This is a genomic window from Cognatiyoonia koreensis (assembly GCF_900109295.1).
GTDB classification, from domain to species: domain Bacteria; phylum Pseudomonadota; class Alphaproteobacteria; order Rhodobacterales; family Rhodobacteraceae; genus Cognatiyoonia; species Cognatiyoonia koreensis.
The window spans coordinates 75,828-101,590 of sequence record NZ_FOIZ01000002.1 but is presented as its reverse complement, the minus strand read 5'-3'; the positions used below and the strand labels follow the sequence as shown (position 1 = coordinate 101,590).

General features: G+C 56.2%; 29 protein-coding genes. 21 read left to right on the top strand and 8 right to left on the bottom strand.

The window, feature by feature from the left end; translation table 11 throughout:
- Positions 1-72: 72 nt before the first annotated feature.
- From cbiB to BMY44_RS12205, 3 genes are read right to left on the bottom strand one after another with little or no spacing between them, the layout of a single operon-like run.
- The gene (cbiB, locus tag BMY44_RS12215) at positions 73-975 is read right to left on the bottom strand and encodes an adenosylcobinamide-phosphate synthase CbiB (protein ID WP_423219751.1); all 903 of its coding nucleotides are present in this window, start codon (positions 973-975) and stop codon (positions 73-75) included.
- On the bottom strand, positions 972-1,907 hold the full coding sequence (locus BMY44_RS12210) for a threonine-phosphate decarboxylase (RefSeq protein WP_089995187.1): 936 nt from the start codon (positions 1,905-1,907) through the stop codon (positions 972-974). The genes cbiB and BMY44_RS12210 overlap by 4 nt, the downstream gene beginning before the upstream one ends.
- A complete protein-coding gene (locus tag BMY44_RS12205) occupies positions 1,904-2,278 on the bottom strand; it encodes a DUF1636 family protein (RefSeq protein WP_089995184.1) in 375 nt (124 codons plus the stop codon). The genes BMY44_RS12210 and BMY44_RS12205 overlap by 4 nt, the downstream gene beginning before the upstream one ends.
- A gap of 197 nt (positions 2,279-2,475) precedes the next feature.
- Between BMY44_RS12205 and BMY44_RS12200 the strand changes: the two genes are divergently transcribed.
- The gene (locus tag BMY44_RS12200; RefSeq protein WP_089995181.1) at positions 2,476-2,874 is read left to right on the top strand and encodes a response regulator; all 399 of its coding nucleotides are present in this window, start codon (positions 2,476-2,478) and stop codon (positions 2,872-2,874) included.
- Here the strand turns inward: BMY44_RS12200 and BMY44_RS12195 are convergent.
- Complete coding sequence (locus tag BMY44_RS12195; protein WP_089995178.1) at positions 2,831-3,805, bottom strand: glutathione S-transferase family protein; 975 nt, start codon at positions 3,803-3,805, stop codon at positions 2,831-2,833. The two genes, BMY44_RS12200 and BMY44_RS12195, sit on opposite strands and share 44 nt — an antisense overlap.
- A gap of 184 nt (positions 3,806-3,989) precedes the next feature.
- On the opposite strand from BMY44_RS12195, the gene BMY44_RS12190 reads away from it, so the two are divergent.
- From BMY44_RS12190 to BMY44_RS12150, 9 genes are all read left to right on the top strand, one after another.
- Positions 3,990-4,961, top strand: coding sequence for an aminoglycoside phosphotransferase family protein (locus tag BMY44_RS12190; RefSeq protein ID WP_165611838.1), 972 nt, complete (start codon positions 3,990-3,992; stop codon positions 4,959-4,961).
- Between the two features lie 187 nt (positions 4,962-5,148).
- Complete coding sequence (locus tag BMY44_RS12185) at positions 5,149-5,358, top strand: DUF6732 family protein (RefSeq protein WP_089997143.1); 210 nt, start codon at positions 5,149-5,151, stop codon at positions 5,356-5,358.
- The gene (locus BMY44_RS12180) at positions 5,355-6,560 is read left to right on the top strand and encodes a sirohydrochlorin chelatase (RefSeq protein WP_089995171.1); all 1,206 of its coding nucleotides are present in this window, start codon (positions 5,355-5,357) and stop codon (positions 6,558-6,560) included. The genes BMY44_RS12185 and BMY44_RS12180 overlap by 4 nt, the downstream gene beginning before the upstream one ends.
- A 20-nt stretch (positions 6,561-6,580) precedes the next feature.
- Positions 6,581-7,219, top strand: a complete 639-nt coding sequence (locus BMY44_RS12175) for a precorrin-8X methylmutase (protein ID WP_089995168.1) — start codon at positions 6,581-6,583, stop codon at positions 7,217-7,219.
- Positions 7,216-8,418 carry a precorrin-6y C5,15-methyltransferase (decarboxylating) subunit CbiE gene (cbiE, locus tag BMY44_RS12170; RefSeq protein ID WP_089995165.1) on the top strand — a complete coding sequence of 401 codons (1,203 nt, stop codon included), beginning with the start codon at positions 7,216-7,218 and terminating at the stop codon, positions 8,416-8,418. Before BMY44_RS12175 ends, cbiE begins: the two co-directional genes overlap by 4 nt.
- Positions 8,415-9,146 (top strand): precorrin-2 C(20)-methyltransferase, encoded by a 732-nt coding sequence (gene cobI / locus BMY44_RS12165; RefSeq protein ID WP_089995162.1) that lies wholly within the window; start codon positions 8,415-8,417, stop codon positions 9,144-9,146. The genes cbiE and cobI overlap by 4 nt, the downstream gene beginning before the upstream one ends.
- Complete coding sequence (gene cobJ, locus BMY44_RS12160) at positions 9,137-10,945, top strand: precorrin-3B C(17)-methyltransferase (protein WP_089995159.1); 1,809 nt, start codon at positions 9,137-9,139, stop codon at positions 10,943-10,945. Before cobI ends, cobJ begins: the two co-directional genes overlap by 10 nt.
- Positions 10,946-10,996: 51 nt before the next feature.
- Complete coding sequence (gene cobM, locus BMY44_RS12155; RefSeq protein ID WP_089995157.1) at positions 10,997-11,773, top strand: precorrin-4 C(11)-methyltransferase; 777 nt, start codon at positions 10,997-10,999, stop codon at positions 11,771-11,773.
- A 100-nt stretch (positions 11,774-11,873) separates the two neighbouring features.
- Positions 11,874-12,227, top strand: a complete 354-nt coding sequence (locus tag BMY44_RS12150; protein WP_089995154.1) for a hypothetical protein — start codon at positions 11,874-11,876, stop codon at positions 12,225-12,227.
- Here BMY44_RS12150 and BMY44_RS12145 read toward each other — a convergent pair.
- Both BMY44_RS12145 and BMY44_RS18225 read right to left on the bottom strand, forming a co-directional pair.
- Positions 12,224-13,402, bottom strand: coding sequence for a MalY/PatB family protein (locus BMY44_RS12145; protein WP_089995151.1), 1,179 nt, complete (start codon positions 13,400-13,402; stop codon positions 12,224-12,226). The genes BMY44_RS12150 and BMY44_RS12145 overlap by 4 nt on opposite strands.
- Before the next feature lie 372 nt (positions 13,403-13,774).
- Positions 13,775-13,918 carry a hypothetical protein gene (locus tag BMY44_RS18225; RefSeq protein ID WP_165611837.1) on the bottom strand — a complete coding sequence of 48 codons (144 nt, stop codon included), beginning with the start codon at positions 13,916-13,918 and terminating at the stop codon, positions 13,775-13,777.
- Positions 13,919-14,018: 100 nt separating this feature from the next.
- Here BMY44_RS18225 and def (BMY44_RS12140) point away from each other — a divergent pair, with 100 nt between their 5' ends.
- The 10 genes from def (BMY44_RS12140) (at position 14,019) to urtE (ending at position 23,140) form a co-directional block, all read left to right on the top strand.
- Positions 14,019-14,540, top strand: a complete 522-nt coding sequence (gene def / locus BMY44_RS12140) for a peptide deformylase (RefSeq protein WP_089997142.1) — start codon at positions 14,019-14,021, stop codon at positions 14,538-14,540.
- Complete coding sequence (gene def / locus BMY44_RS12135; protein WP_089995148.1) at positions 14,537-14,992, top strand: peptide deformylase; 456 nt, start codon at positions 14,537-14,539, stop codon at positions 14,990-14,992. The genes def (BMY44_RS12140) and def (BMY44_RS12135) overlap by 4 nt, the downstream gene beginning before the upstream one ends.
- A complete protein-coding gene (gene def / locus BMY44_RS12130) occupies positions 14,989-15,477 on the top strand; it encodes a peptide deformylase (RefSeq protein WP_089995145.1) in 489 nt (162 codons plus the stop codon). The genes def (BMY44_RS12135) and def (BMY44_RS12130) overlap by 4 nt, the downstream gene beginning before the upstream one ends.
- A gap of 63 nt (positions 15,478-15,540) precedes the next feature.
- On the top strand, positions 15,541-16,440 hold the full coding sequence (fmt, locus tag BMY44_RS12125) for a methionyl-tRNA formyltransferase (RefSeq protein ID WP_089995143.1): 900 nt from the start codon (positions 15,541-15,543) through the stop codon (positions 16,438-16,440).
- A gap of 31 nt (positions 16,441-16,471) precedes the next feature.
- The gene (locus BMY44_RS12120) at positions 16,472-16,900 is read left to right on the top strand and encodes a VOC family protein (RefSeq protein WP_089995140.1); all 429 of its coding nucleotides are present in this window, start codon (positions 16,472-16,474) and stop codon (positions 16,898-16,900) included.
- Positions 16,901-17,239: 339 nt separating this feature from the next.
- Positions 17,240-18,520, top strand: a complete 1,281-nt coding sequence (gene urtA / locus BMY44_RS12115) for an urea ABC transporter substrate-binding protein (protein ID WP_089995136.1) — start codon at positions 17,240-17,242, stop codon at positions 18,518-18,520.
- 72 nt (positions 18,521-18,592) lie between these two features.
- A complete protein-coding gene (gene urtB / locus BMY44_RS12110) occupies positions 18,593-20,536 on the top strand; it encodes an urea ABC transporter permease subunit UrtB (protein ID WP_089995130.1) in 1,944 nt (647 codons plus the stop codon).
- A 3-nt stretch (positions 20,537-20,539) separates the two neighbouring features.
- The gene (locus BMY44_RS12105) at positions 20,540-21,706 is read left to right on the top strand and encodes an ABC transporter permease subunit (protein ID WP_089995127.1); all 1,167 of its coding nucleotides are present in this window, start codon (positions 20,540-20,542) and stop codon (positions 21,704-21,706) included.
- Complete coding sequence (urtD, locus tag BMY44_RS12100) at positions 21,703-22,452, top strand: urea ABC transporter ATP-binding protein UrtD (RefSeq protein ID WP_089995125.1); 750 nt, start codon at positions 21,703-21,705, stop codon at positions 22,450-22,452. The genes BMY44_RS12105 and urtD overlap by 4 nt, the downstream gene beginning before the upstream one ends.
- On the top strand, positions 22,445-23,140 hold the full coding sequence (gene urtE, locus BMY44_RS12095) for an urea ABC transporter ATP-binding subunit UrtE (protein ID WP_089995122.1): 696 nt from the start codon (positions 22,445-22,447) through the stop codon (positions 23,138-23,140). The genes urtD and urtE overlap by 8 nt, the downstream gene beginning before the upstream one ends.
- Before the next feature lie 27 nt (positions 23,141-23,167).
- On the opposite strand, the gene BMY44_RS12090 is transcribed toward urtE, so the two are convergent.
- The gene (locus BMY44_RS12090; protein ID WP_089995119.1) at positions 23,168-23,794 is read right to left on the bottom strand and encodes a ribonuclease T2 family protein; all 627 of its coding nucleotides are present in this window, start codon (positions 23,792-23,794) and stop codon (positions 23,168-23,170) included.
- A 131-nt stretch (positions 23,795-23,925) separates the two neighbouring features.
- Here BMY44_RS12090 and BMY44_RS12085 point away from each other — a divergent pair, with 131 nt between their 5' ends.
- A complete protein-coding gene (locus BMY44_RS12085) occupies positions 23,926-24,696 on the top strand; it encodes a DUF1013 domain-containing protein (protein ID WP_089995116.1) in 771 nt (256 codons plus the stop codon).
- 470 nt (positions 24,697-25,166) lie between these two features.
- Here the strand turns inward: BMY44_RS12085 and recR are convergent, their stop codons facing one another.
- Entirely contained in the window at positions 25,167-25,760 is a 594-nt protein-coding gene (gene recR / locus BMY44_RS12075) for a recombination mediator RecR (protein ID WP_089995113.1), read from the bottom strand.
- Positions 25,761-25,763 lie beyond the last annotated feature (3 nt).

Genomic DNA, 25,763 nt, shown 5'->3' with positions numbered 1-25,763 from the left:
TCCGAAAGGTTGCGCGAAAGTTATCAGGCAAGTATCGGGGTGGAAATTCACCAGATTGTGGCAAAGCAGATGTCATAACAGCCCCGTTGTCAGCCACAAAACGACGGCAAGGCAAAGCGCCAGCCCCCAGGTTTTCCAAAGCGTGCTTACGGCAGCCATGATGTCATTTGGGCCAAGGTCGGTCCGTCCCGCAGCGTTTACGTAAGCAAACTCGCGGATCTGTCCATCGTAGCTGCGCGGCCCGGACAGGGCGATCTGATGTCCATAAGCCATCGCTGCTTCGGGCCAGCCAGCATTGGGAGAGCGATGCGCGGGAGCATCGCGCCGGATTCCTGCCAAATTGCTGTGTGGCGTGACGGCCCACATCATCAGTGCTGTCAATCGTGCCGGAATAATGTTCAGAAGATCGTCTAACCGGGCAGCGGCCTTGCCAAATTTTTCATGGCGTGGCGTGCGGTAGCCGATCATGCTGTCCGCCGTATTCGTGATTTTGTAGAGCAAAAGACCCGGAAGCCCCGCGATCGCAAACCAGAAAATAGGTGCAATGACACCGTCCGACATATTTTCGGCAGCGCTTTCAATCGCGCTGCGGGACACGTCGCTTTCGGTCATATTCGCTGTATCGCGGCTGACAATCATGGCGACTGCCCGTTTTCCTTCTTTCAGAGAAACCCGCAGCCCCATCGCGACAGCAGAGACATGTTCAACCAGCGAGCGTTGCGCCAAAAGGATTGCAAGAACGATCACGTCGACAAAAGGTATTTGACGCAAACCAAGCCCAATCAGCACAGCTCCAGTTGCCAAACACACCATCGCGATGAAACCCTTTTCAAAGCGATGCGATCCAACGTTGTACGTTTCGTCGATCCAACCAATCAACCGACCCATCAAAACGGCAGGGTGCGGGACACGCGACCAGATCCACTTTGGTTCGCCGAACGCGGCGTCGAGTATCATTGCAATGACAAGCGTCAAAATGCGGCTTCCAGCTGTCCCCATCGATCTGGATGCGGTAGGCCAAGGCGCAACCAGTTATCAGCATAGGGAAATATGCGCGACCAGACATGATGGCGCGCGAGCTGTTGCTGCGCGGCTTTCGCGTTGTCCACTTCGTAGAGCCTGAACAGGTCTGTGCCACCGACAAGATGGGCCCCCTGTTTCAATAGCAGCGTATCCAGCTGTCGAGCATCTGCTGCCAGACGCTGGCGCGTTTCATCGGACCAGGCAAGATCAGCGAGCGCTTCTGCCCCGATCTGACTTGCCGGACCTGACACCTGCCATGGCCCCAAAGTTTCGCCAAGCTGCGCAAGGATGTCCGGATCACCGATCGCAAACCCCAGCCGAAGGCCGGCGAGCCCCCAGAATTTGCCAAAACTTTTCAGAACGACAGTCCCCTTGCGGGCTGCATGATGGATCAGTGTCGCGTCAGGTACCACATCGCAAAAGCTTTCGTCGATGATCGTGAACGGTGCCTGCACCACTGTCGCGTCCCACAGATGGCCATCGGGATTGTTGGGATGCACCGCGACAAGCGCATCCATGCCGTTATCATCAAGCGTCCAACCAGCCGCGCGGAACGCCGCGCCGTGTTCATTATAGGTGGGTCCGGGTATGGCGACCTTTCCCGGGGCCTTTAGGCGCGGAAGCTGCGCAATGATGGATGACGCGCCGGGGGCGGCGATGATTTCGGCATCGTCCGGCACGTTCCAGAACCGGCGGGCGCGGTCTATTAGCAGTTTCAAACCGTTCGCGTCGGGCAGTGCGGTCCATGCATCGGCCGTGAGCGTTGGCATTGGATAGGGCACGGGATTGATCCCGGTAGATAAGTCGAGCCAGTCGGCTCGGCTGCCGCCAAATTGAGCAATCGCAGCGTCGAGGCCGCCGCCATGATCGCGCGTATTCTTCATTCTTCGGTCGGAAGCGGTGGGTGGCGCGTAACAAAGTGCCCTTTGACCGCCTGCGGCCACGTGCGATAAGGCACTTGCCCTGTTTCGCTTTGTGCATGCAGCGCGGCATATGCGACGACGCCTTCTGCGCTTTCCGTGTCAGGGGCGAACTCGCCCAAGGTATACGCCAGTTTACCTGTTGCCTGAATTGCCACGTTGCATGACCGCGTACATCCCATCAGACAGGACGTTCGGCGGGTCTTGATGTGCGGAATGGCAGACGCCGCTTCCTCGATCCGTGCGGCAAATAGCTCGCCATCGGTAATCTCCGCCCCGGATTCAGCCCAGTTTTCGCGTTTGCATGTGTCACAAATGGTAATCCAAGTGGTCATAAAGCAGCTCTCCTGTCGGGCGATATCAAGCGGATTTTCGCCATAAAGACAAGGCTGTCGGCAAATATCCAGCAAACTTACGTGAGGGGGTGCAAAGTTAATGAATCGTTAATCTTTAGATTACCTAAGTTTTAGGGAACCATCGTCGTGTTCGGGCGTTGGGCTAGTAATTCGGAGAACTAAATGCAGGGGCCAGGATGCGTGTATTGATTGTCCAGAGTAACGAGCCTCTTGGTAAGCTCTGGCGGCGCCACCTTGAACGGCTTGGCGGTACGGTGACCATTGCCGAAACCGGTACTGACGCCGTCGCAAAGATCGAGACTATGGAGTTCGACGTAATCGTGCTTGACCTTGTGCTTGGCGAAGGCAGCGCGCTGACTGTCGGTGATGTCGCCTTTTTCAGACAGCCGAACGCGAACGTTGTCTATGTGACAGACACGACATTCTTTTCGGATGGTTCCATCTTCGAGCACAGCGCAAACGCTCGCGCGTTTATCGAATCAAACACGCCACCACACGATCTGGCGGCAATCGTCCAGCACTATGGCCAGCCTAGCTCCGGTGATGAGGCGCATCGAAATCAAGCACCGGGTTGATCGGAATGATCCGGTTCGGATTGATCGTTTCGTGACTGTAATGATAGTGCTGGACGATGTGATCCATGTTGACAGTCTGGGCGATCCCGGGGACCTGGTATAGCTCACGGGTGAAACCCCAGAGATTTGGATAATCTATAATCCGCTTGCGATTGCATTTGAAATGCAAGTGGTAGACCGGATCGAACCGCACGAGCGTTGTCCAGAGCCGCCAATCGGCTTCTGTCAGTTTATCGCCCATCAGATAACGATTTTGCGACAGTCGTTCTTCGAGCCAGTCCAGACTTTCGAATAATGGTGCTACGGCGTCCTCATACGCGGACTGCGTGGTGGCAAAGCCTGACTTGTAGACCCCGTTATTCACGGTGTCGTAAACGCGACTGTTCATGTCTTCGATGTCGCCACGCATGTCTTCTGGCCAGTAGTCATCTGTATTTCCCGTGATTGCATCGAATGCACTGTTGAACATGCGGATGATCTCTGAGGATTCGTTGGAAACGATCGTTTCCTTCTCCTTGTCCCACAGGATCGGCACGGTGACCCTGCCCGAGATTTTTGGATCGGCTTTCAAATAGATGTCGCGTGCGAACGGAAAGCCGAAAAGCATATCGCCTGTTGCCCCTTTGTCGTCGGTGTCAAAGGTCCAGCCATCAGACAGCATATGAGGGTGGACAACTGAAACGCCGATATGATCCGTCAGATCTTTCAGAACACGGAAGACCAACGTACGATGCGCCCAAGGGCAGGCGTATGACACATAGAGGTGATATCGTCCGCTTTCGGCCTTGAATCCGCCGGTTCCCGAAGGGCCCGGTTCACCATCCGCCGTTATCCAGTTGCGGAATTTCGCAGTCGACCGCTTGAATGCGCCGCCGGTCGATTTCGTATCATACCATTCGTCTTTCCAGACGCCGTCAACAAGCTGACCCATTCTTCCATTCCTTTCCTTAGTCCTGGCGAGTGATGTAGCTTAGCGTATTTGTGCAAAAAACACCCGTATGGGCGCAGGTCTGGTGCGCATGCGCACATGGCGAACTGTATCGACCGGAATGATGGAAGTTGCTAAGGGGGGGCGTTTCCAAAGGACCGGCGTTTGTGTCGCCGGATATCACACTATGATACCGCAGCGTTTGCTCCGTCAGTTTCATGTAGATCTGGTCGCTGCCCGGAAGATGGTGGATGCCTTCATGGCTGCCTGCGGGTTGACCGGAGAGCCGGAATTTACGTGCATCTATCAATCGACGGATTTCAAGGATCGCCATGTTTACAAGGTCATCATTGCTGACGCGGCCTATGCGTTGAAATTCGATGGTCGGGGCGCGCAGACCCGCCGGTTAGCGGATGAATTTGACGTTCTCAAACGTTTGCACGCTCGTTTTGCAGCTCATAAAGGCTTGGGGGTTCCGCAACCGATCTATGCCGATCCTGATGGTGCATTTTTCGTGACGAAGTTCCTCGATCTCAAGACTGCTACGGATGTGGTCCGGGACACTGACAATGACGCAGAAGTGGCGCGCCTCTATCGCCGCACGGCAGACTGGCTTGGCACCTTTCACGGTTTTGGCGAAGTCACGAAAGCAGCTTTCTGGCCGAATTGGATGGTGGAAAGCCTTGCTGAAGCGGTCGCTGACGGTCCGCAAGCCAGTCCGGTCGACTACCAACCCATGATAGCCGTGACCCGATTGAATGCTATGCAACTGGCGCACAAGAAATGCACCAAAGCGCAGTGCCATGGCGATTTTCACGGGCGCAACATCATGATTGGTGGTGATGAACTCTATGCGTTCGACGTGACCGAAGTGACTGAAAAGCTTGCAGTCTATGACATCGTCGATTTCCTCAAAGATGACATCTACCGCGAAGCAATGCCCGAGCAGATCGACGCAAGCGGTGTGATCCGCGCAAATCGCGAGGAATTCATAGCAAACTACGCGTACACGATTGATCCGCAAATCCTCGAGTTTTGTCTGCGCACCCGCTTGTTGATCGACTGGGTGTCGATTACGCGCGAGATGCACGCAAAAAGCGCCTTTCAACGGCGGAAGTTCGACCTGTTGCAGTTGCGACTTCAGATCGCGTTCGCTTAGGGCTGCACAGCGTCGCTTATGGGTTTGCCCCGCCAGCCCATGGCAAGTATACGACTCAGCAGACGACGCCCGAATGGGCCAGAGAGGTTGGTGATACCAGCGTCGACCCAACACGGGGACGACGGTTTCACATCGTCAGACGCTACGGCAGTGGCCTTCTCTGCATATTGGATAAAAGGGGATGGCAATGCGCCTTGCACTTTCACTTGCGTTTACGGTTCTTGGCAGCGGCGTTGCTGCGCACCCTGGTCATCTGGCCGATGTGGCCGGACATGACCATTGGGTTGCCGGTGCGGCGATTGGCTTGATCATTCTCACCGGGCTTTACGGAGCGCTTAAAGGCAAGAAGACCGAAGACCCTGAAGAAACGGCAGAGCTGGAAGAGGAAGCGGCATGAAAACCGGCGTCATGATTTGCGGACATGGTTCACGCAGCCAGTCTGCCGTGGACGAGTTCGCGACACTGGCGCAAAAGTTGCCCGCCTATCTGCCTGATGATTGGATGACGGACTATGGATATCTTGAGTTCGCCAATCCGGTGATCCGCGACGGTCTTGATAATTTGCGGACCGCGGGTTGCGATCGGATTCTTGCCGTGCCCGGGATGCTGTTTGCCGCGATGCACGCCAAGAACGATATTCCAACGGTTTTGAACACCTATGCTGCCAAACATGACATTGACGTACGCTATGGTCGCGAACTGGGGGTTGATCCAAAGATGATCGCTGCCGCCGCCGGACGGATTCAGGAAGCAGTAGATCGCGCGAATTCCAAGCACGGGAAGCTTGCGCTGACCGAAACCTGCCTTGTCGTGATTGGGCGCGGCGCTTCCGATCCTGATGCCAATGGTAACGTCGCCAAGATCGCGCGGATGCTGCAGGAAGGGATGGGTTTTGGCTGGTGTGAGGTTGGCTATTCCGGTGTAACCTTCCCGCTTGTTGAACCATGCCTGCAACATGTCGCCAGACTGCCATACAAGCGGGTCATTGTGTTCCCCTACTTCCTGTTCTCCGGAATCCTGATTGACCGGATTTACGGGTTCACCGATCAGGTCGCTGCCGCGCACCCCGACATCACGTTCATCAAGGCACCGTATCTGGGCGATCATCCGAAGGTGCTGGAAACCTTTGCCGAACGTGTGATGGAGCAGACGTCCCAGACCCCACCGCCAAATTGCGGGATCTGCGGATATCGCAAGCAGGTTCTCGCACTCGAAGACGGCCAGCACCGCGAAATCAGTATCGCGGAACGTCAACATCCGGCATTTGGTGACATCCCACCGCCAACCTGCGTTCTTTGCAAATATCGCACGCAAGTGCTTGGTTTTGAGGCCGAGGTCGGTGCGGTTCAGGAAAGCCACCATCACCATGTGGAAGGGCAGGGTGCCAACGCACCTGGGTCCAATGTTGCGGATTGCACGCTGTGCGATACGTTTTGCACAGGTCTGTGCCGTCTCCAAGCACAGGATACGCATCACCATCATCATGACCACGATCACGATCATGACCATCATCACCATGATCATGTCCACGCTGTTTACCCCCATGCGGATCACCCCCATGGGCCAGAGAGTGCGCGCAAGACGAAGCAACCGAACTGATCGCAGGAAAGCAATAAGCCGTGCGCCCTTACGAAAAAAACCCAGCGTCCATTTACGCCGCCAGTTTTGCGACCGTTCGCAAGGAAGCCCGGCTTGATCGGTTTCAGGACGATATGCGCCCGCTTATCACGCGGTTGATCCATGCCTGCGGCATGATCGAAATCGCGGACCGTCTGGTCTGGTCGTTTAACGCGTATACGGCCGGGCGCGAGGCGCTCTGCGCTGGCAAACCCATCCTTTGCGATTGCGAAATGGTCGGCGCGGGGATCATCCGGCGTTATTTGCCCGCCGAGAATGCGGTGATCGTGACCTTGAACGACGAAACGGTGCCAGCGCGTGCGAACGAGATCGGCAATACGCGTTCCGCAGCGGCTGTCGAACTTTGGACTCCGCATCTGGACGGCGCAGTGGTCGCGATTGGAAATGCCCCAACGGCGCTTTTTCACCTGTTGGAGCTGATCGAAGCAGGTGGCCCCAAACCGGCTATCATTCTTGGCTTCCCAGTCGGTTTCATCGGTGCTGCAGAGTCCAAAGCCGAACTTGCACGCGACCCGCGCGGTTGCGAATTCGTCGCCCTACGGGGCCGGCGTGGGGGATCGGCCATGGCATCTGCGGCAGTAAACGCGCTTGCGGCGGGATTGCCTGAGGATGTGCAATGACCGCGCCCTGGCTACATATTGTTGGGATTGGCGAAGACGGGCTGGATGGGCTGACGGCCGCAACCCGCGCTGTCGTGGAGGCGGCCGAAGTTATCATAGGTGGCAGTCGACATCATGCCCTCGCAGAGACGATCGCGGCTGAAAGACTGGCGTGGCCTTCGCCATTCGATGCCATGATCGAGACGATCCAGAAACTTCGGGGCCGCCGTGCTGTCATTCTCGTTACTGGCGATCCGCTTTGGTTTTCTGTTGGTGCAAGGATTGGGCGGGCAATCGACCCCGCCGAAATCGTGTACCATCCGCAACTCTCAGCGTTTCAGTTGGCAGCTGCGCGAATGGGCTGGTCGTTGGCTGACGTTGAAACGCTGACAGTTCACGGGCGCCCTGTCGAACAGATGATTGCTTTCATCCAGCCCGATGCCCGCCTTCTGGTTCTGACGACCGGTGAACAAACGCCTGCGCAAATCGCCCGGTTTCTGACTGAACGTGGCTTTGGCCAATCACGCATGACTGTTCTTGCTGCGATGGGCGGTAAGGACGAAAAACGTTTCGATGGAACCGCTGCAGATTGGACCCACACCGTCCCGCCGTTCAATACGTTGGCTGTGGAATGTATTGCCGCGCCGGATGCGGCCCTTCTGCCGCGTGTTCCGGGGCTGTCAGATGCGTTGTTCCAGTCTGACGGAACCATGACCAAACAAGAAGTGCGTGCAGCGACACTTGCCAAGCTGATGCCGATGCGCGGAGCCCTGCTGTGGGATCTCGGCTGCGGGTCGGGGTCTGTCGCAATCGAATGGATGCGTGCAGCGCGCTATGCCCGCGCAATCGGGATCGAGCCGCGTGCTGATCGGCGTGCCATGGCTGGCGCGAACGCGATGGCCCTCGGCGCTCCAAAGTTTGAAATTATCGATGGATCGGTGCCCGAAGCGCTTTTTGGTCTTCCGGCACCCGATGCGATTTTCATCGGTGGTGGCCTCAGCCGAGATACATTCGATGCGGCATGGAACGCGCTGCGCCCGCTGGGTCGGCTTGTCGCCAACGCTGTAACGTTGGAATCAGAAGCAGAATTGATCGCGCTTCATCAATCTTTTGGCGGCGAACTTGTTCGTATCTCGATCCATCGGGCTGAACCGGTGGGTCGTTTGACAGGATGGCGTCCAGCAATGCCCGTGACACAATGGAGCCTCGTCAAACGATGACCAGCACGCCCAAAGGAAAAGAGGTGCAGGCTGGCAAGCTATATGGCGTGGGGCTGGGGCCGGGCGACCCGGATTTGATTACACGCAAAGCCGCCCGTTTGATCGAAACAGCCAAGGTGATTGCCTATCCGACGCTTGCAGGAAGTGACAGCTTTGCGCGGGCCATTGCGGTGGACCTTATCCCGGCAGATGTCCGCGAAATTGTGATGGACGTTCCGATGAGCGTCGAACGCGGCCCAGCGCAGTCGGCCTATGATGCGGGTGCCGCAGCAATCGCGGCCGCCCTTGAAAACGGCGATGACGTCGTTTGTCTATGCGAAGGCGATCCTTTTTTCTATGGATCGTTCATGTATCTGCATGCCCGTCTGTCAGAACGTTTTGTCTGCGAGGTCGTGCCAGGGGTGACCTCTGTCACCGCTTGCGCCGCGCGTGCCGCGATGCCGCTTGCTGCACGTAATGAACGGGTCACGATCCTGCCCGGCCCACTGCCCGAAGAAGAACTCCGCAGTCGGATCGAAGGTGCAGAGAGTGTCGTTATCATGAAGGTCGGGCGTCATCTTGAGAAGATCCGACAGGTCATCGACGCGCTTGGGCTGACACACGATGCCACCTACGTCGAACGAGCGACCTTGCCTGACGAAATCGTGCTGCCACTGTCAGAAGCACCCGAGACGGCACCTTATTTTTCAATGATCCTGCTAACAAAAGGGGCCGATCCTTGGCTTTAAAACCAGTTGTCCTCGCGCTGTCCCGATCCGGTGAGGCGACGGCCCATCGCGTGGCCGAAGTTCTAGGCGCGCAGGTGCATGGCCGCGCCGAGCGCGTTGATGTAGCCGCCGTATTTTTCGACAACGCGCTGGATCACGTACGCGATCTGTTCGCGGCGCGTGTACCCGTAGTTGGCGTTTGTGCCTCTGGCATCCTGATCCGTGCTGTCGCGCCTTTACTGTCGGACAAAACGAAAGAGCCACCAATCGTTTCGGTTTCTGATGATGGCGCGGTTGTTGTGCCGCTTCTTGGCGGACATCGTGGGGCGAACAGGTTGGCGTCAGACATCGCGAACGCACTTGATTCGGTTGCTGCCGTCACCACAGCCGGCGATGTGGCACTTGGGGTTTCGCTCGATGAACCGCCGGCGGGTTATCGTTTGGCCAATCCAGAGGACGCCAAGCCGGTCATGGCCGCACTGCTGGGCGGTGCAGGCGCGAAAATCACGGACGAAACGCTGCCCGGGTTGATCCTCACGGCCGGTGACGGTGTTGAAATCTGCGTCACTGAAGCCCCCATATCAGGTGGGCCCACCAGAATGGTCTATCACCCCCAACGCTACGTTCTTGGCCTTGGCTGTGCACGGAACGCAAATGCCGAGGATGTTTGGCGGTTGCTTTCAGAAACGCTGCACGAGGCTGGGCTTGCCCCGGGCGCATTGGCTGCTGTTGCAACCATTGATCTAAAGGCGGACGAACCGGCTATCATCGCGGCGGCGGCACGACTGGGCGTTCCATTGCGTGTCTTCACGGCCAACGAACTAGAATCCGAAGCTGGAAGGCTGGAAAACCCGTCGGAAGTTGTCTTCGCCGAAGTCGGCTGTCACGGCGTTTCAGAGGGTGCTGCGTTGGCCACGGCAGGGCCGGACGCGACCTTGTCAATTCCAAAGCGCAAATCCGCAACGGCGACCTGTGCTGTCGCACGCGCGCCGAAACCGATACTGGCTCTGCCGGGCCGGTCGCGTGGAAAGCTTTCGGTCGTGGGAATTGGTCCGGGGCAGGCCAGTTGGCGCACGCCAGAAGTCTCGCGTCTTGTGGCCGAGGCAGATGAGCTTGTGGGCTACGGGCTTTACATCGATCTGCTTGGACCTCTGGCGATCGGCAAGGATCGGTCCGATTTTCCGTTGGGCGGCGAAGAGGATCGCTGTCGCTACGCCTTGGAACAAGCGGGCAAAGGGCGAAATGTCGCCTTGGTCTGTTCAGGTGATGCGGGAATCTACGCGATGGGCGCGCTCGTTTTCGAACTGCTCGATCGCGGACCGGATGCGCTGGGCGTTTCTGATGCCGCACGCCGCGTTGAAGTTGTCTGCTCTCCCGGTGTCAGTGCACTGCAGGGGGCGGCAGCACGCGCTGGTGCGCCACTGGGTCATGACTTCTGCGCAATATCGCTGAGCGATCTGCTGACACCCCGTGAAGATATCGTAAAGCGGCTGAAAGCGGCGGCAGAGGGTGACTTTGTCATCGCCTTTTATAATCCCGTTTCGAAACGGCGTCGTACACTGTTGGCCGAAGCGCGCGACATCCTGCTGCAACACCGCCCCGGTGATACGCCGGTCATGCTGGCTTCTTCCCTTGGTCGTCCCGAAGAAGACGTACGGTATCGCCGCCTTGATGCGTTGGAGGTCGACGACGTGGATATGTTGACGGTCGTGCTCGTCGGATCATCGCAAAGCCGGCTTGCGCAGTTGGGCGAAGGGCCACGCATGTTCACACCGCGCGGCTATGCCCGCAAGATCGATGGGGATTTGTCAGATGGTTGAAGGCATGGACCGCCAGAGGCGAGCGAAATCAAGTGGTGTGAGGACTGCGGCATGACTGTTTACTTTATTGGGGCCGGCCCGGGCGATCCGGAGCTGTTGACACTGAAAGCGGCGCGGATCATCGGCGAATGTCCGGTTTGCCTTTATGCCGGATCGCTGGTGCCAGAGGCAGTCGTGGAGTGTGCCCCGAATGACGCCCGAGTTCTGGACACCGCCAGCATGACACTTGACGAAACGCATGCTGAAATCTTTTCCGCACACAAACGGGGTCAGGATGTGGCGCGTGTGCATTCAGGTGATCCATCGCTTTATGGTGCGATCGCGGAACAGATCCGACGGTTGAAAGGCGATGGCATCGACTATCAGATCGTGCCGGGCGTTCCGGCATATGCAGCCGCAGCGGCGGCTTTGGGCACAGAGCTGACAGTGCCCGAAGTGGCGCAATCAATCATCCTGACACGAATGTCGATGAAGTCGACAGGAATGCCGGCAGGGGAAACACTGGAGAACTTCGCCCGCACCGGTGCGACGCTCGCCATCCACCTTGGAATCCGTGCATTGCGCGAAATCGAGCGTCAGCTTGTGCCTCATTATGGTGAGGATTGCCCATGCGTCGTGGTCTACCGTGTTGGCTGGCCTGACCAGATGATCCTGCGCGGTACACTCAGTGACATCCGCGAAAAGGTGCGGGCCGCGAAAATCACGCGCACCGCGCTGATCATGGTTGGCCCTGCCTTTGCCGATTCGTGCGGTTTTCCGGATTCCGCGCTCTATGATGCTGCTAAGCCGCACGTATTGCGCCCAAAGGTGAGGCCGCAAACCGCCTAAGTTATTATGGTAATTGTGCAAAATGCCGCGATGCGGCGAAATTTGTTACTTGTTTTTTACTTTGATGAGATCACCTTGGGGCATGTTGAGGAGTCTTGTCATGTCCAGTTTTTTACCAGAAGAGGTGCGCAAAGGGCTCGAAGCCGCCCGCAAGGCATCGCTTCGCCGTAACGATCGTTTGTGTATCCACGACGGAGAGGATGTCTACCGTATCCGCCGGTTCTGGGCAGATGGTCTATCAATCGACATCAAACACGGTGACAAATTGCGCGGCCGTGTCGAGATTTACGACGGTGCCCGACACGTCTATCAGTGTCTGATCGAAAACGGCCGAACAGAAGATGACGAATGTGTCTTTGATTTCAAATGGCTGCATCCGGTCGCAGAACAACCCGCGGCCGATTTCGTCCGTCCCGACGCGTTGCCAGCCGGACTGATCGGCAAAGCCTACTAAAGATTGGCGAAGGCAGAGCGTAGACGGGACACCGCTTCTTCTATGTGTGATCTGGGCGTGCCGATATTCAACCGCACGCAAGTTTCATCACGCGCCCCAAAGATATGGCCCGGGCTGACTGCGATGCGTGCGTCATTCTGCACCCGATCCATGATCTCTTTGGATGTCAGTCCGGTTTTGGCAAAATCAATCCATGCCAGAAATGTCCCCTGCATCGGCATCACTGTGATACCGGGCAGGTCGTTCAAACCGTCGCTCAGGACTTTTGCGTTCTCGGCCAGTACTTTTTGCAAAGCATCCACCCACGCTGCCCCTTGTGGAGAATAGGCGGCAATCGTCATTTCAAGCCCGACGCGGTTCGGCTGAATATCCAGTGCGCGGTGCAGACTTGCAAATCGGGTCCGTAAGGTTTCATCGGGAATTATCGCGTAACCGGTCCGCAGTCCTGCGATATCGAATGTTTTTGACGCCGCTGAAAGAACGATCAGGCGTGGGAGGGCGTCAGGCGCGGCCAAAGCCGTTGGAACTTGCGTTTGGCCGGGGAAGGCGAGGTCCATGTGGATTTCATCTGAGACCAGAAGCAGATCGTGCTTTTCACAAAAGGTTGCCATTGCACGCAGTTCCGCGACGTTCCACACACGGCCAGCGGGGTTATGCGGACTAGAGATCAGCATGATCTTTTCAGAGCCGGTCATGCGCCCGTCCAACGCATCAAGATCAAGTCGGAATAGCCCTTCTTCGTCAATCAACAGTGGCGATTCGACAACCGTGCGCCCGTTGCGTTGCACTTTTGCCATAAACTCATTGTAGACAGGCGTGAAGATTACGATCCCATCGCCCGGTTCCGTCATTGCCTGCAGGGTCAGGCCAATTGCATTTCCGATGCCATGCGTTGCAATCACGTGCTCGGGCTTCGGGGACCATCCAAAGCGGGTCTTGTACCACCAGCATACAGCATTCTGAAACGTATCGAGCCCGGTAAAGTAGCCATACTCACCGGTTTCGGACAGCTTGATAATCGCTTCCTGCAAGACTGGTGCAGGTGGAAAGTCCATCTGCGCCAGCCACATCGGCAATGTGCCCTCGCGCGGTTCTTGACCCATAATGGCGGCGCAGTTCCCCCATTTCGTGGAGCGACTTGGGTCCGGCTTGACGCTTGAGAAATTGAAAGTCATGTAGCGATCCTAGCTGTTTGTTCCTTCCAAGCTACGGGGCAAAACCGCGAAGGCAAGCCCTATTGAACATGAAGCGGAAACAGTTCTTAGACTGTCATGTTCAGCGTCGCAGCAAGTTTCAGTGCATGAATTGTGGAAGGCACAGAACCCCCGTTTTCAACTGTCTTGATCGTCTTTCAGCTGACACGCACTGCTTCGGCCAATGCAGCTTGGGTCAGTCCGGCGGATCGGCGGTGATCTTTCAATCGGTTGTGAAGTATCGTTCAGGGCGCCCCTGAAAATATGGCTAGCACAGAAAGGATGCCTGACCGGTTGCCACAGGACTCCCCATGAGAAAAATGGCCAAAGCCGCAACTGCCCGATCAGTCAACATCAGGACCAGCAGTGCGATAAAAAATCATCCTGACCCAGAACCTGGCTTTCCACGATTTGCGAACTGTCATTGGTCGTCCCATGCAGAGCCAAACTTTCTCCGAACCGCATCAAAGCCATGATCGAAAATGCGGCATCCGTCATAGTTCGTTACCTGTATGTTGCTTGGCGGACTCCAAGTGTAACCTGCAGGTTACGGATTGGTTTGGTTGCTCTTTGCGGTTTGCCGACTTAAATGATGCGCATGATACGCAAGATACTAATCCATCCAGACCCGCGTCTGAAAAAAGCTGCTGACCCCATTAGCGCAGTGACCGATGATTTGCGCCGTACTGCGGATGATATGCTGGAAACGATGTATGATGCGCCCGGCATTGGGCTGGCCGCGCCGCAAATCGGTGTGATGTCACGGATGCTGGTGATGGACTGTGTGAAAGATGAAGACGAAACGCCGCGACCGATGGTTCTGATCAACCCCTCGGTCATCTGGGCTGGCGAAGAGCGTCGCGTCTACGAAGAAGGCTGCCTGTCGATCCCGGATCAATACGCCGAGGTGGAGCGACCGGCGGAGGTCAAGGTTGCTTGGACCGATCTGGACGGCAAAGAGCAGCAGGAAACATTCACTGGCCTGTGGGCGACTTGCGTTCAACACGAAATCGACCATCTCGATGGCAAACTGTTCATTGACTACCTGAAACCTTTGAAGCGCCAGCTGATCACGCGCAAGATGGTCAAGCTCAAGCGTGAACTCGCCCGATCGCTATGACGGTTTTGTCGATCCGGACGGTTCCGGATGACATCCTGCGTCAGGTTTGCAGTCCCGTGACCCGTTTTGACGCCAGTCTGAAAAGCTTTGCGGCGGATATGCTGGCAACGATGTATGACGCACCCGGGCGCGGACTTGCAGCACCGCAGGTTGGTGTTGCGCAACGCATATTTGTGATGGACCCGACGTGGAGGTCGGGAATCTACGCGCCAATGGTATTTGTAAACCCCGAAATCGTTTCTGTTTCGGATCGCATGTCGTCCATGAACGAAGGTTGCCTGTCGATCCCCGACCAGTTGACGAAAGTGAGCAGGCCGGACACGGTCACTGTGCGTTGGTTTGACGTCGACGGTTCAGAGAAAACGGAGTCATTCGATGGATTTGCAGCCGCTTGCGCGCAGCACGAAATCGACCATCTCAACGGAATTCTTTGTACGGACTATGTGACATGAGCCGACCCTTCGTGATGTGGCCGCACAAGGTCTTGCGTACGCCGGCGGCGGAGGTGACGGAAATCACCGATGAGATCCGCGCGATCTGGGAGGAAATGATCGACGCAATGGAAGCAATGCCGGGTGTCGGACTTGCCGCTGTGCAGCTTGGCATTCCGCTACGCCTTGCCGTCGTCGATGCCAGCACAAAGCGAGGACAAGCCGTCCGACTGGCAAATCCGTCAATTCTTCATGCGAGTGTAGAGCCGCGCGAGCATGAAGAAGCCTCACCTAACCTGCCGGGTGCGAGCGCCAAGATTATCCGCCCCCGCGCGGTGACTGTACGTTTTAGAAATGGTGAAGGCGTCTGGGACAGACGGGAGTTTGTCGGTCTATGGGCGACCTCCGTTCAGCATCAGATCGACCATTTAAACGGAAAGATGTACTTTGATCATCTTTCTCGGACCAAGCGCGCGATGCTGCTGAAAAAAGCACAAAAGCGCTAGGATAGGCCGCAATGAGATAGCGGACGGCCCAGACCCGTTCGACCAAATCATAGGAGCGCTACCATGCGTGTTGTCTTTATGGGAACTCCAGACTTCTCGGTGCCGATCCTGGATGCGCTAGTCGCAGCGGGCCACGATATCTGTGCGGTCTATTCTCAACCACCAAGGCCGGCTGGGCGCGGGAAGAAGGATCGTGCATCGCCAGTACAGGCGCGCGCCGAAGCGATGGGGCTCTCGGTTCGTCACCCTTCAACGTTAAGGTCACAAGACGCACAGGAGGCATTTGAAGAACTGAATGCGGATGTTGCGGTGGTCGTCGCCTACGGGCTGATTCTGCCACAATCCGTGCTCGATGCACCAACGCACGGATGCCTGAATATACATGCATCGCTTTTGCCGCGCTGGCGCGGGGCTGCCCCGATCCATCGGGCGATCATGGCAGGAGACGACACAGCTGGTGTCTGCATCATGCAGATGGACGCAGGTCTGGATACCGGCCCAGTCCTTCTAGACGAATCTGTCAAAATCGGTCCGGAAGACACGACTGGCGATTTACATGATCGCCTGTCTGGTCTGGGCGCACGGCTGATCCTAGAGGCCCTTGCCAAAATCGACGATCTGACGCCCCGCCCCCAATCTGCCGACGGCGTCACTTATGCCGATAAAATTGACAAGTCAGAGGCGCGCGTTGATTGGACGCGTCCTGCCGAAGAAGTTGATCGGCTGATCCGTGGCCTTTCGCCGTTTCCCGGTGCGTGGTGCATGGTTGGTGACGAGCGGATCAAACTATTGGGCAGCAGGTTGGCGAATGGTGACGGCAAAGCCGGTGACATCTTGCATGGATTTAGCATCGCCTGTGGCAAAGGAGCCATTGAAATCACCCGCGCGCAGCGTGCCGGGAAAAAGCCAATGTCCGCAGACGCGTTTCTCAAGGGACTCGACTTGGGTGACCGTCTGGTGTGACGGTTTATGGAATTGAGCGGAAGGGAATAGGATGCCCCACCGAAAAGTGCCGTTTCACCCGGTCGGAATCGATCATGTCGTGTTTCTTGTCGATGACATGGAAAGGGCGCTCGCGTTCTATTGTAACGTCCTTGGTTGTGCCCACGGATATTCGTTTCCTGCGTTGGGAATGGAACAGGTGTGGGCCGGGGCGGCACTGATTGTGCTTTGGGACGTGACCCACCCCGGTGCCGATAACGCTGAAAAGCGGGGTGGCGCGAATGTTGATCACGTTTGCATCGCCTGCTCACCGATTGATCCAGAGGAGATGTATGCACATCTCGAAAAACATGGTGTGAGCGTCGAACGGGACGCATTTCACGGCGGAGCGCGCGGCGAGGGCCGCTCTTACTACATCCGCGATCCATTCGGAAATAAGCTCGAGATCAAGGGCCCTGCGGAATACGCGGACGGCACCTGACTGCGCTTGCAGACCGCGTATCGGCCCCATGACCCGCAGATATCAGTCTAGGTGGTGACCAATTAATAGGCAGCCCGCGTGATTGCGCACCTAAATTAAGCGGATCGGGCGGGGCGCGATCTCATTTTATGAAAACTCTGGCCAATTTCACGTTCGGGTCATCAATTACCGATGCTCGAAAGAGTCAGAGACGTCGCGCGAAGGCCAATCCTGGCAGATTTTCCCTTCACGCGACTACAACATCACTGTTGCGGGTCCTACCTAAGTGGTCGGCTTTCCGTTGAAAAGGGGCGTATGCGCTGCTTTCGCGATCCGCAGCGACAACAGGGGCCTAGACCTATGACATTGAAAACATCCGCATTCGCATTGACCGCCTTGTTGGGCAGTTCAGCAATGGCCGCCGCAGAATGCGCCGACCCGATCAAAGTAGGGGTCCTGCATTCCCTTTCCGGCACAATGGCGATTTCAGAAACGACACTGAAAGACACCATGTTGCTGCTGGTCGAAGAACAGAACGCGGCAGGCGGATTGCTCGGCTGTCAGATCGAAACAGTAGTCGTCGATCCCGCTTCTGACTGGCCGCTATTTGCTGAAAAGGCGCGCGAGCTTCTGACTGTTCATGACGTCGATGTCATCTTTGGCAACTGGACGTCGGTCAGCCGTAAATCCGTTCTTCCCGTGATCGAAGAACTGAATGGCCTGCTGTTTTATCCCGTCCAGTACGAAGGCGAGGAAAGCTCCCGTAACGTGTTCTATACCGGTGCCGCGCCAAACCAGCAGGCGATTCCAGCCACTGATTATTTCCTCGAGGAACTTGGCGTTGAAAAATTCGCGCTTCTCGGGACAGACTATGTTTATCCCCGCACCACGAACAACATCTTGCAAAGCTATCTTCAGGCCAACGGCATTCCTGAAGAGGATATCTTCGTTAATTACACGCCATTTGGCCATTCCGACTGGGCAACCATTGTCGCGGACGTCGTTGCGCTTGGTGCGGACGGCAAGCAAGTCGGCGTGATTTCCACAATCAACGGTGACGCCAACATCGGCTTTTACAAAGAACTTGCCGCTGCAGGTATCTCGGCCGATGATATCCCGGTCGTCGCATTCTCTGTCGGAGAGGAAGAACTGTCAGGTCTCGATACGTCCGATCTTGTCGGCCATCTTGCAGCTTGGAACTACTTCCAGTCCGCTGAATCAGAAGCAAATGAAGCTTGGGTTGCCAAATGGCAGGCCAAGATGGGTGACGATCGCGTTACCAATGATCCGATGGAAGCGCATTACATCGGTTTCAACATGTGGGTGAACGCGGTGACTGACGCCGGAACGACAGATGTGGATGCGGTGCGTGCAGCCATGTACGGGCAAGAGTTCCCCAATTTGACAGGTGGCACAGCCGTCATGTTGCCGAACCATCACCTTGCCAAGCCAGTGTTGATCGGTGAGATCACGGCGGACGGCCAGTTCGACATCATCAGCCAGACCAGCGAAGTCCCGGGCGACGCGTGGACAGATTATCTGCCAGAGTCGGCAGTTCTCACCTCTGATTGGCAGGCGCTGGAGTGCGGCATGTATAACACGGAAACCGAAACCTGCGTTCAGTTGACGTCTAACTACTAAGACAAACACGGCGCGGATCGCATTTAGACTGTGGTCCGCGCCAGTTTTGCTGACAGATCGGCACCAATTCCCATGATCAGACTGGTTTTGCTGGCCATTTCGCTGTGGCTTATGGTTCCGCAAGTTCTGCAGGCGCAGACGTTGCAGGACATCCTTCAAACTCACCAAGACGAAGTGCTTAAACCGGGTCGCCGGTCGGTCAGTGCGGTAATCGACGACCTTGTCGCCAGCGCGCTGCCACAAGCCGTGCCGTTTCTGGAAGCATGGCGCGACCGCAAAATTGTCCAGCGCAACAGCGACATGCTGTTCTATCGCGCAGATGAAACGCAGGGCGGAATTACGCTATTTGACTTGGATACAGGTGAGGCGATTGATGTCGTGATTGCGGCTGAACTAAACGAATCCCGACCCAACGGGGGTGTGCGCCGCGTGATCGGCGATACTCTGGTTCAATTTCAGTTGTCCGACACGGATATCACCCGCAGGCAAGCAGCTGTCGATGCCATCGCGCGCAGCATGGATGCGAGCCAGCTGGCCCCATTAAGACAGTCGATAGAAGATGAACCGGATCCTGTCCTGAAGGCAACGAAGACCCGTCTTGCCGGGATGCTTGGTGCGATGTTTGGCGACACGACGCATGATCGTATCGCCGCGATCGACTTGCTGTCTGATGACTTGTCCGTTGATGTTCGTGCCGTTTTAAACACGATCCTTGCGACAACGCCGAAGGTCGCCGTATCGGTTCCTCAAGATGCAAATGTCGCGCGAGTGCTGGTAGTCGGAGAAGACATATCGGCATCAGACGCTTATTCACAGCTTGTCGCTGCCGAACTCGCGCCGCCACTGATTTCATCGTCGCAGGTGCGCGATACGCTCATCGCCAATATTGCAGATGGGATGGTTGGCGGATTCCCGGTCGTTAGCCTTGACACCGAAGATGCAAGGTTTGCGGCCTATGACGCGCTGGTGGCAGACAACAAGGCAGAACCAAGGGTCAGCGATAGCGCGCAAGCCGCGATCGTTGCCTCACATACGTTCTACCTTGAATACGAAGATCAGGATTCTGCTGTTACCAATGCGGCGCGCCTTGCACTCTCGTCTATCGAAACTGATGTCGCAATCAACCAAGGGGTTGATCTTGGACTAGACGCGCTGTCGCTCGCGTCGATCTATTTTTTGGCGGCGATCGGTCTTGCGATCACCTTTGGTGTGATGGGCGTCATCAACATGGCGCATGGCGAATTCATCATGATGGGTGCGTACACGGGGTTTGTGGTTCAGCAGTTCGTGCCTGATTACACCCTGTCGATAATCGTTGCGCTGCCGCTCGCCTTCGCCATTACGTTCGGCGCAGGGGTTGCAATGGAACGGTCGGTCATCCGGTTTTTGTATCATCGACCTTTGGAAACTCTTCTTGCAACTTTCGGGATTTCGATCGCACTCCAGCAGCTCGCCAAGAATATCTTCGGCACACAGGCGCGGCCGCTCACATCGCCAGAGTGGCTCGACGGTGCACTTGTTATCAATGACGTGATTGCGATCAGCTACATCCGTATTGCGATCTTTGTCCTTGCTCTGATGTTTCTGGCTTTGATCCTGTTTGTCTTGAAGCGCACGCGGTTGGGGCTCGAAGTGCGGGCGGTGACGCAGAATCCCGGCATGGCGGCGTCAATGGGGATTAATCCGGACCGGATCAACATGCTGACGTTCGGGCTCGGATCGGGGATTGCCGGAATTGCGGGTGTTGCCATCGGGCTTTATGCGAAAGTGACCTCTGAAATGGGAGCGGACTATATCGTTCAAAGCTTCATGACGGTGGTCGTGGGAGGTGTCGGAAATGTTTGGGGCACGCTGGCGGGCGCATCTTTGATCGGGTTCCTTCAGAAGGGGATCGAATGGCTGAACCCGTCAAACACGCTCGCGGCACAGACCTACATGATCCTGTTCATCATCCTTTTTATACAGTTCCGCCCAAAGGGTATTGTTGCCCTCAAGGGCCGCGCGGCGGCGGATTAGACCATGCAAAGATCGTTCCTTGCGCAAAACCCGTCCGTGATGTGGTTCATTGCCTTGCTGGCCCTTTTTACATTGACCGTGACACTGTTGTCAGAAGTCACGGGAATTGGCTGGATTTCGACGTCTTTCGTAAAGACGCTGGGCAAAACCTTGTGCCTATGCCTGATCGCCATCGCGATGGACGTTGTCTGGGGCTATTGCGGGATCCTGTCCCTCGGCCATTTCGCTTTCTTCGGGATTGGCGGCTATGCCATTGGCATGTGGCTGATGTATGCGCGCACCGAAGGGATCGTGCTGGAAAGCCTTGCCAACCAGCCGCTTCCCGCGACAGCACAAGAAATCAGCGATGCAATCGGGAATCAGATATTCGGGGTCGTTGGCAGTTCGGAATTCCCCCTGATCTGGGCCTTTGCGGATAGTTTGGCGCTTCAACTTCTGATGGTCATGCTTGTTCCCGGTCTGCTTGCCTTGGTGTTCGGTTGGCTGGCATTTCGCAGCCGGGTCACAGGCGTCTATCTGTCGATCTTGACACAGGCGATGACGCTCGCTCTCTCACTTTACCTGTTTCAGAACGATAGCGGATTGCGCGGCAACAACGGCCTGTCGGGGCTACAGAATATCCCCGGCTACGAACAAGTGCCGCAAGCGACTATCTCCATTATTTTCTTCCTGACGTCGGCGACGGCCCTGGGTTTGGGGTATTTTTTCTTTGCGTGGATTGTATCCGGGAAGATGGGCAGCGTTGTGCGGGGCATCAGGGACAACGAGGCGCGGGTCCGGTTTCTTGGCTATCATGTCGAAAGCTATAAGCTGTTCGTCTTCACGACGACTGCCGTGATCGCGGGTATCGCCGGTGCGCTTTATTATCCACAAGCGGGTATCGTGAATCCGGGTGAGATCGCTCCGATTGCGTCGATCTATCTGGCGGTTTGGGTCGCAATCGGCGGCCGAGGTCGCCTTTATGGTGCGGTGATCGGCGCGGCGTTCGTTTCGCTTCTGTCAAGCTGGTTCACAGGTGGCGGGGCACCGGATGTGAACCTTGGTTTCTATGTCGTTCAGTGGACAGACTGGTGGCTTGTGCTTCTGGGGCTGTCCTTTGTCGCTGTAACGCTGCTGTTTCCCAAGGGAATCGGAGGGCTTTTCGACATGTTTGTGAGAAAACAATCATGAGTATGTTGCTGGAAGTTTCAGGCGTGTCAGTCAGCTTTGACGGATTTCGCGCAATCAACAACCTGTCGATCAATTTCGCCAAGACAGAGTTGCGGGCCATCATTGGACCAAATGGTGCTGGCAAGACCACCTTCATGGATATCGTGACGGGAAAAACCAAACCGGATACTGGGCAGGTCATCTGGGGCGACAGGAACATCTCTCTGCTTGGTATGTCTGAAAGCCAGATCGCGAAAGAAGGGATCGGGCGCAAGTTTCAAAAACCTACCGTTTTCGAAGCTCAGACTGTTCGGCAAAACCTCGCAATGGCACTGAATACGCCGCGCGGACCGTTTGCAGTTTTGATGCACCGAAAGACACGCCGCAATGCAGAGCGGATCGAAGCGGTCGCTGAACAGATCGGCCTGACCGACAGTCTGACGCGTGTTGCGGGTGAATTAAGCCATGGCCAGAAGCAGTGGCTTGAGATTGGCATGCTCCTTGCGCAGGAACCACGCCTGATGCTGGTTGATGAACCGGCGGCAGGGATGACACCCGAAGAACGCGAGAAAACGACGACCATCCTTAGGGAAGCAGCGCGGACAAGGGCGGTCGTGGTTGTCGAACATGACATGGAATTTGTGCGCCGGCTCGATTGTAAGGTCACGGTGCTGCACGAAGGTTCGGTGCTTGCGGAAGGCAGCCTCGACCATGTGACGTCCAATCAGACAGTCATCGACGTTTACCTGGGGCGCGCCCATGCTTGAGGTCAGCAATATCGATTTGAAGTATGGGCAAAGCCAGATTCTGTTCGACATCTCGATTGATGCGGAAATTGCCCAGATCACCGCACTGATGGGCAATAACGGTGTCGGAAAAACCAGCCTTTTGAAGGCGGTTTCGGGTCGTCACCCGATTACGGGTGGTCAAGTCAAAATACAGGATAAGGTGATCCATCTGTCGTCTGCCTACAACGCCGCGCGCGCGGGAATTGCCTATGTGCCGCAAGGGCGCGAGATATTTCCGATGATGACAGTGCGCGAGAATCTTGAAACCGGTTTTGCCTGCCTGCCGAAATCAGATCACGACATCCCAACTTTCGTGTTCGAGCTTTTTCCAGTGCTTCGCGAAATGCAAACCAGGCGCGGCGGCGACCTTTCAGGGGGGCAGCAACAACAGCTTGCCATCGCGCGGGCACTGATCACCCGACCTAAGGTTCTGCTTTTGGATGAACCGACCGAAGGCATTCAGCCCAACGTCATCCAGCAGATCGGTGAAGCCTTGGAAACTCTGCGCGATCAGGGAGATATGGCTATTGTCTTGGTCGAACAGAACGCCGATTTCGCTTACCGGATTTCGGATCGGCTCGTCGTTCTTGAACAGGGAAAAGTCAAACGGCGCGCAGCCAAGGCGGACTATCCCTTCGATAGCTTATTGGCGGACCTCGCGTTGTAAGACTTGCAGCGCAAAAAGCGCTTCGTGCTAGCGGATCGGGTCCAGCCGTGCATCTTCCAGCGTACAGTCGCGCACAACATCCGCGCCACAGTCTCGAAGTTCCAGATCGCGCGTCAGGCAGATGCGCGCTTCTTGAATGAACCTGTCCTTGCAGGTGATTGTGATCTGATTGGGCGAAAGCAAGGGATTAGCTTCAAGAAATGCCTCCTCTACGACTGCGGCAGGCAGCGTCACAGGGTCTTTCAATTGCCGAAAGACTTCCGGGCGGGAAATGGTTTCATAGGCAAGGCGGGACAAAGCGAAGTAGTCTACGGAATCAAGGCCTGTGCAGACTCCGTGCTTGCGCCATTGATGCCATGCCAGACCGGACGTTCCCATGATATCGGCCATAGCACCCGTTTGCGATCGGGACGGCGCGCGAAAGGCTGTCTTGCAGTATTCCGGATAACCCCTTTCGTACTGTGGCCAAAGACCGTGCAGTATCCAGCCGTGGTCTTCACCCTTGTCGCATTGCGGCGATTGGCGTGCATCCCCCTCGATGGCGCACCAAGATGGCGACCATGACAACGACAGAACGTAATAGTCAAAGCGGCCTGCGGTATCCTGCGCAAATGCAGGGGACGCCAGACACAGAGCCAGAAACAAGCGGAGCATTTTCGATCTTTCCTAATCCGGTTTGGGCGACTATATACGCCCCAAGTTCCCCGACAATGCGAACCCGGCCGAAAGCGGTCTGCCCCCTCAAGGGCGCGGGAAAGGCTTGTCGTTTGATAAGGAGATAGGACATGTCCGACAAACCGATTATGGCCAAAGCAACTGCCGTCTGGCTGTGCGACAACACTACACTGACCTTCAAGCAAATCGCTGATTTCTGCGGTTTTCACGAACTTGAAGTGCAGGGCATTGCTGACGGTGACGTAGCAACTGGCGTGAAAGGCTTTGATCCCATTGCGAACAATCAATTGACGCAGGAAGAAATCGACAAGGCTGAAAAAGACCCTGCGTATAAGCTGAAGCTCAAGTTCAACAAGGCCGCCGTCGGCGAGGAAAAGCGCCGTGGTCCACGCTATACACCCCTGTCCAAGCGGCAGGATCGCCCAGCTTCGATTTACTGGCTGGTGAAGTTTCACCCTGAGTTGTCCGATGGCCAGATTTCCAAACTTGTTGGCACGACCAAGCCGACAATTCAGGCGATCCGTGAACGGACCCACTGGAACATCAACAACCTTGAACCGATCGATCCTGTGGCCCTTGGTCTTTGTAAACAGTCAGAGCTGGACCTAGCAGTGCAAAAGGCCAACGCCAAGAAGGCGAAGGAAGGCACCGTCATGTCCGATGACGAACGCCGCAAGCTTGTCAGCACCGAACAATCCCTTGGCATGGACCCAGAGCCAAAGATGCCAACCGCGATTGCCGGACTGGAAACATTCAGCCTCGCTGATCCCCGCGAAGATGAGGACGAGGAAGAGGAGGACAAGCGCGACGTGTCCGATGCGGACAGCTTCTTTAACCTGCCGGAAGGTGGGGATGATGACGAAGGTGACGACGACAAGTAAGGTCATCGCACGCGCGACATGGAACCCCGTCTTGGTGAGAACCAAAGCGGGGTTTTTTTCTTTTCAAGTATCAGGAATACGCCAAGCACGTTGGCGATCAGCGCGTTGCTTGACAGGATCGACCAAGACAGCCGGAGCTTATGTTACGTGCAAATGAGGTGCGGCAATGATGGTCGATGTTCAACTCAGAAACCCAAGCCGCAGTCGGTTTGACCGGCGGTCACGCAATCATTGCTGATCGGCCTGAAGGCAAGGCGTTGCGCTTGCAGAGGTTTCGGTGCGCGTTTCGCTGGGATTGGAGGGTGCGCCGCTTGTAACAACGTCCGCGTATATGTCGGTCAGATGCCTCGTCATGGATGGGTCCGATCCGCACCCATCATGGAAAAGGCAAGTTCCATGATCAGTAATTCATTGGACCGCGGCATCCCTGTAAGTGTGTCTATCTCGACCTGACCCGTCGATAAGCCAGTTCAGAGCGCCTTTCGCGCATTCAGTGCTGCGGTAATCGTCCCGTCATCCAGATAATCCAACTCGCCACCGACAGGCACGCCCTGTGCCAGTGACGTGACTTTCACGCCAGGAAGTTGATCCGCAATATAGTGCGCGGTGGTCTGACCATCGATCGTGGCTCCAAGAGCGAGGATCACTTCGCTGATGTCTTCCACCTTGATCCGGTCAAGAAGTTTGGGAATGCGCAGTTCGTCTGGTCCGATTGCATCCAGGGCGGACAGCGTACCACCCAGCACGTGATAGCGGCCTTTGAAAACCTGACTGCGTTCCATCGCCCATAGATCGGCCACATCTTCGACGACGCAAATTTCCCCCGTCGCCCGTTTCGGACTTTCGCAAATGTCGCAAATATCTTTTGTTCCGATATTCCCGCAGTTCAGACATTCGCGTGCTGTCGTGCCGACGCGGTGCATCGCTTCGGCCAACGGCAGCAGAACCAGACCGCGTTTCTTGATCATATGAAGCACAGCGCGACGTGCCGACCTCGGGCCAAGCCCGGGCAGCTTGGCCATCAGCGCAATCAGATTATCGAGATCATCGGTGTCGTTTGACATACA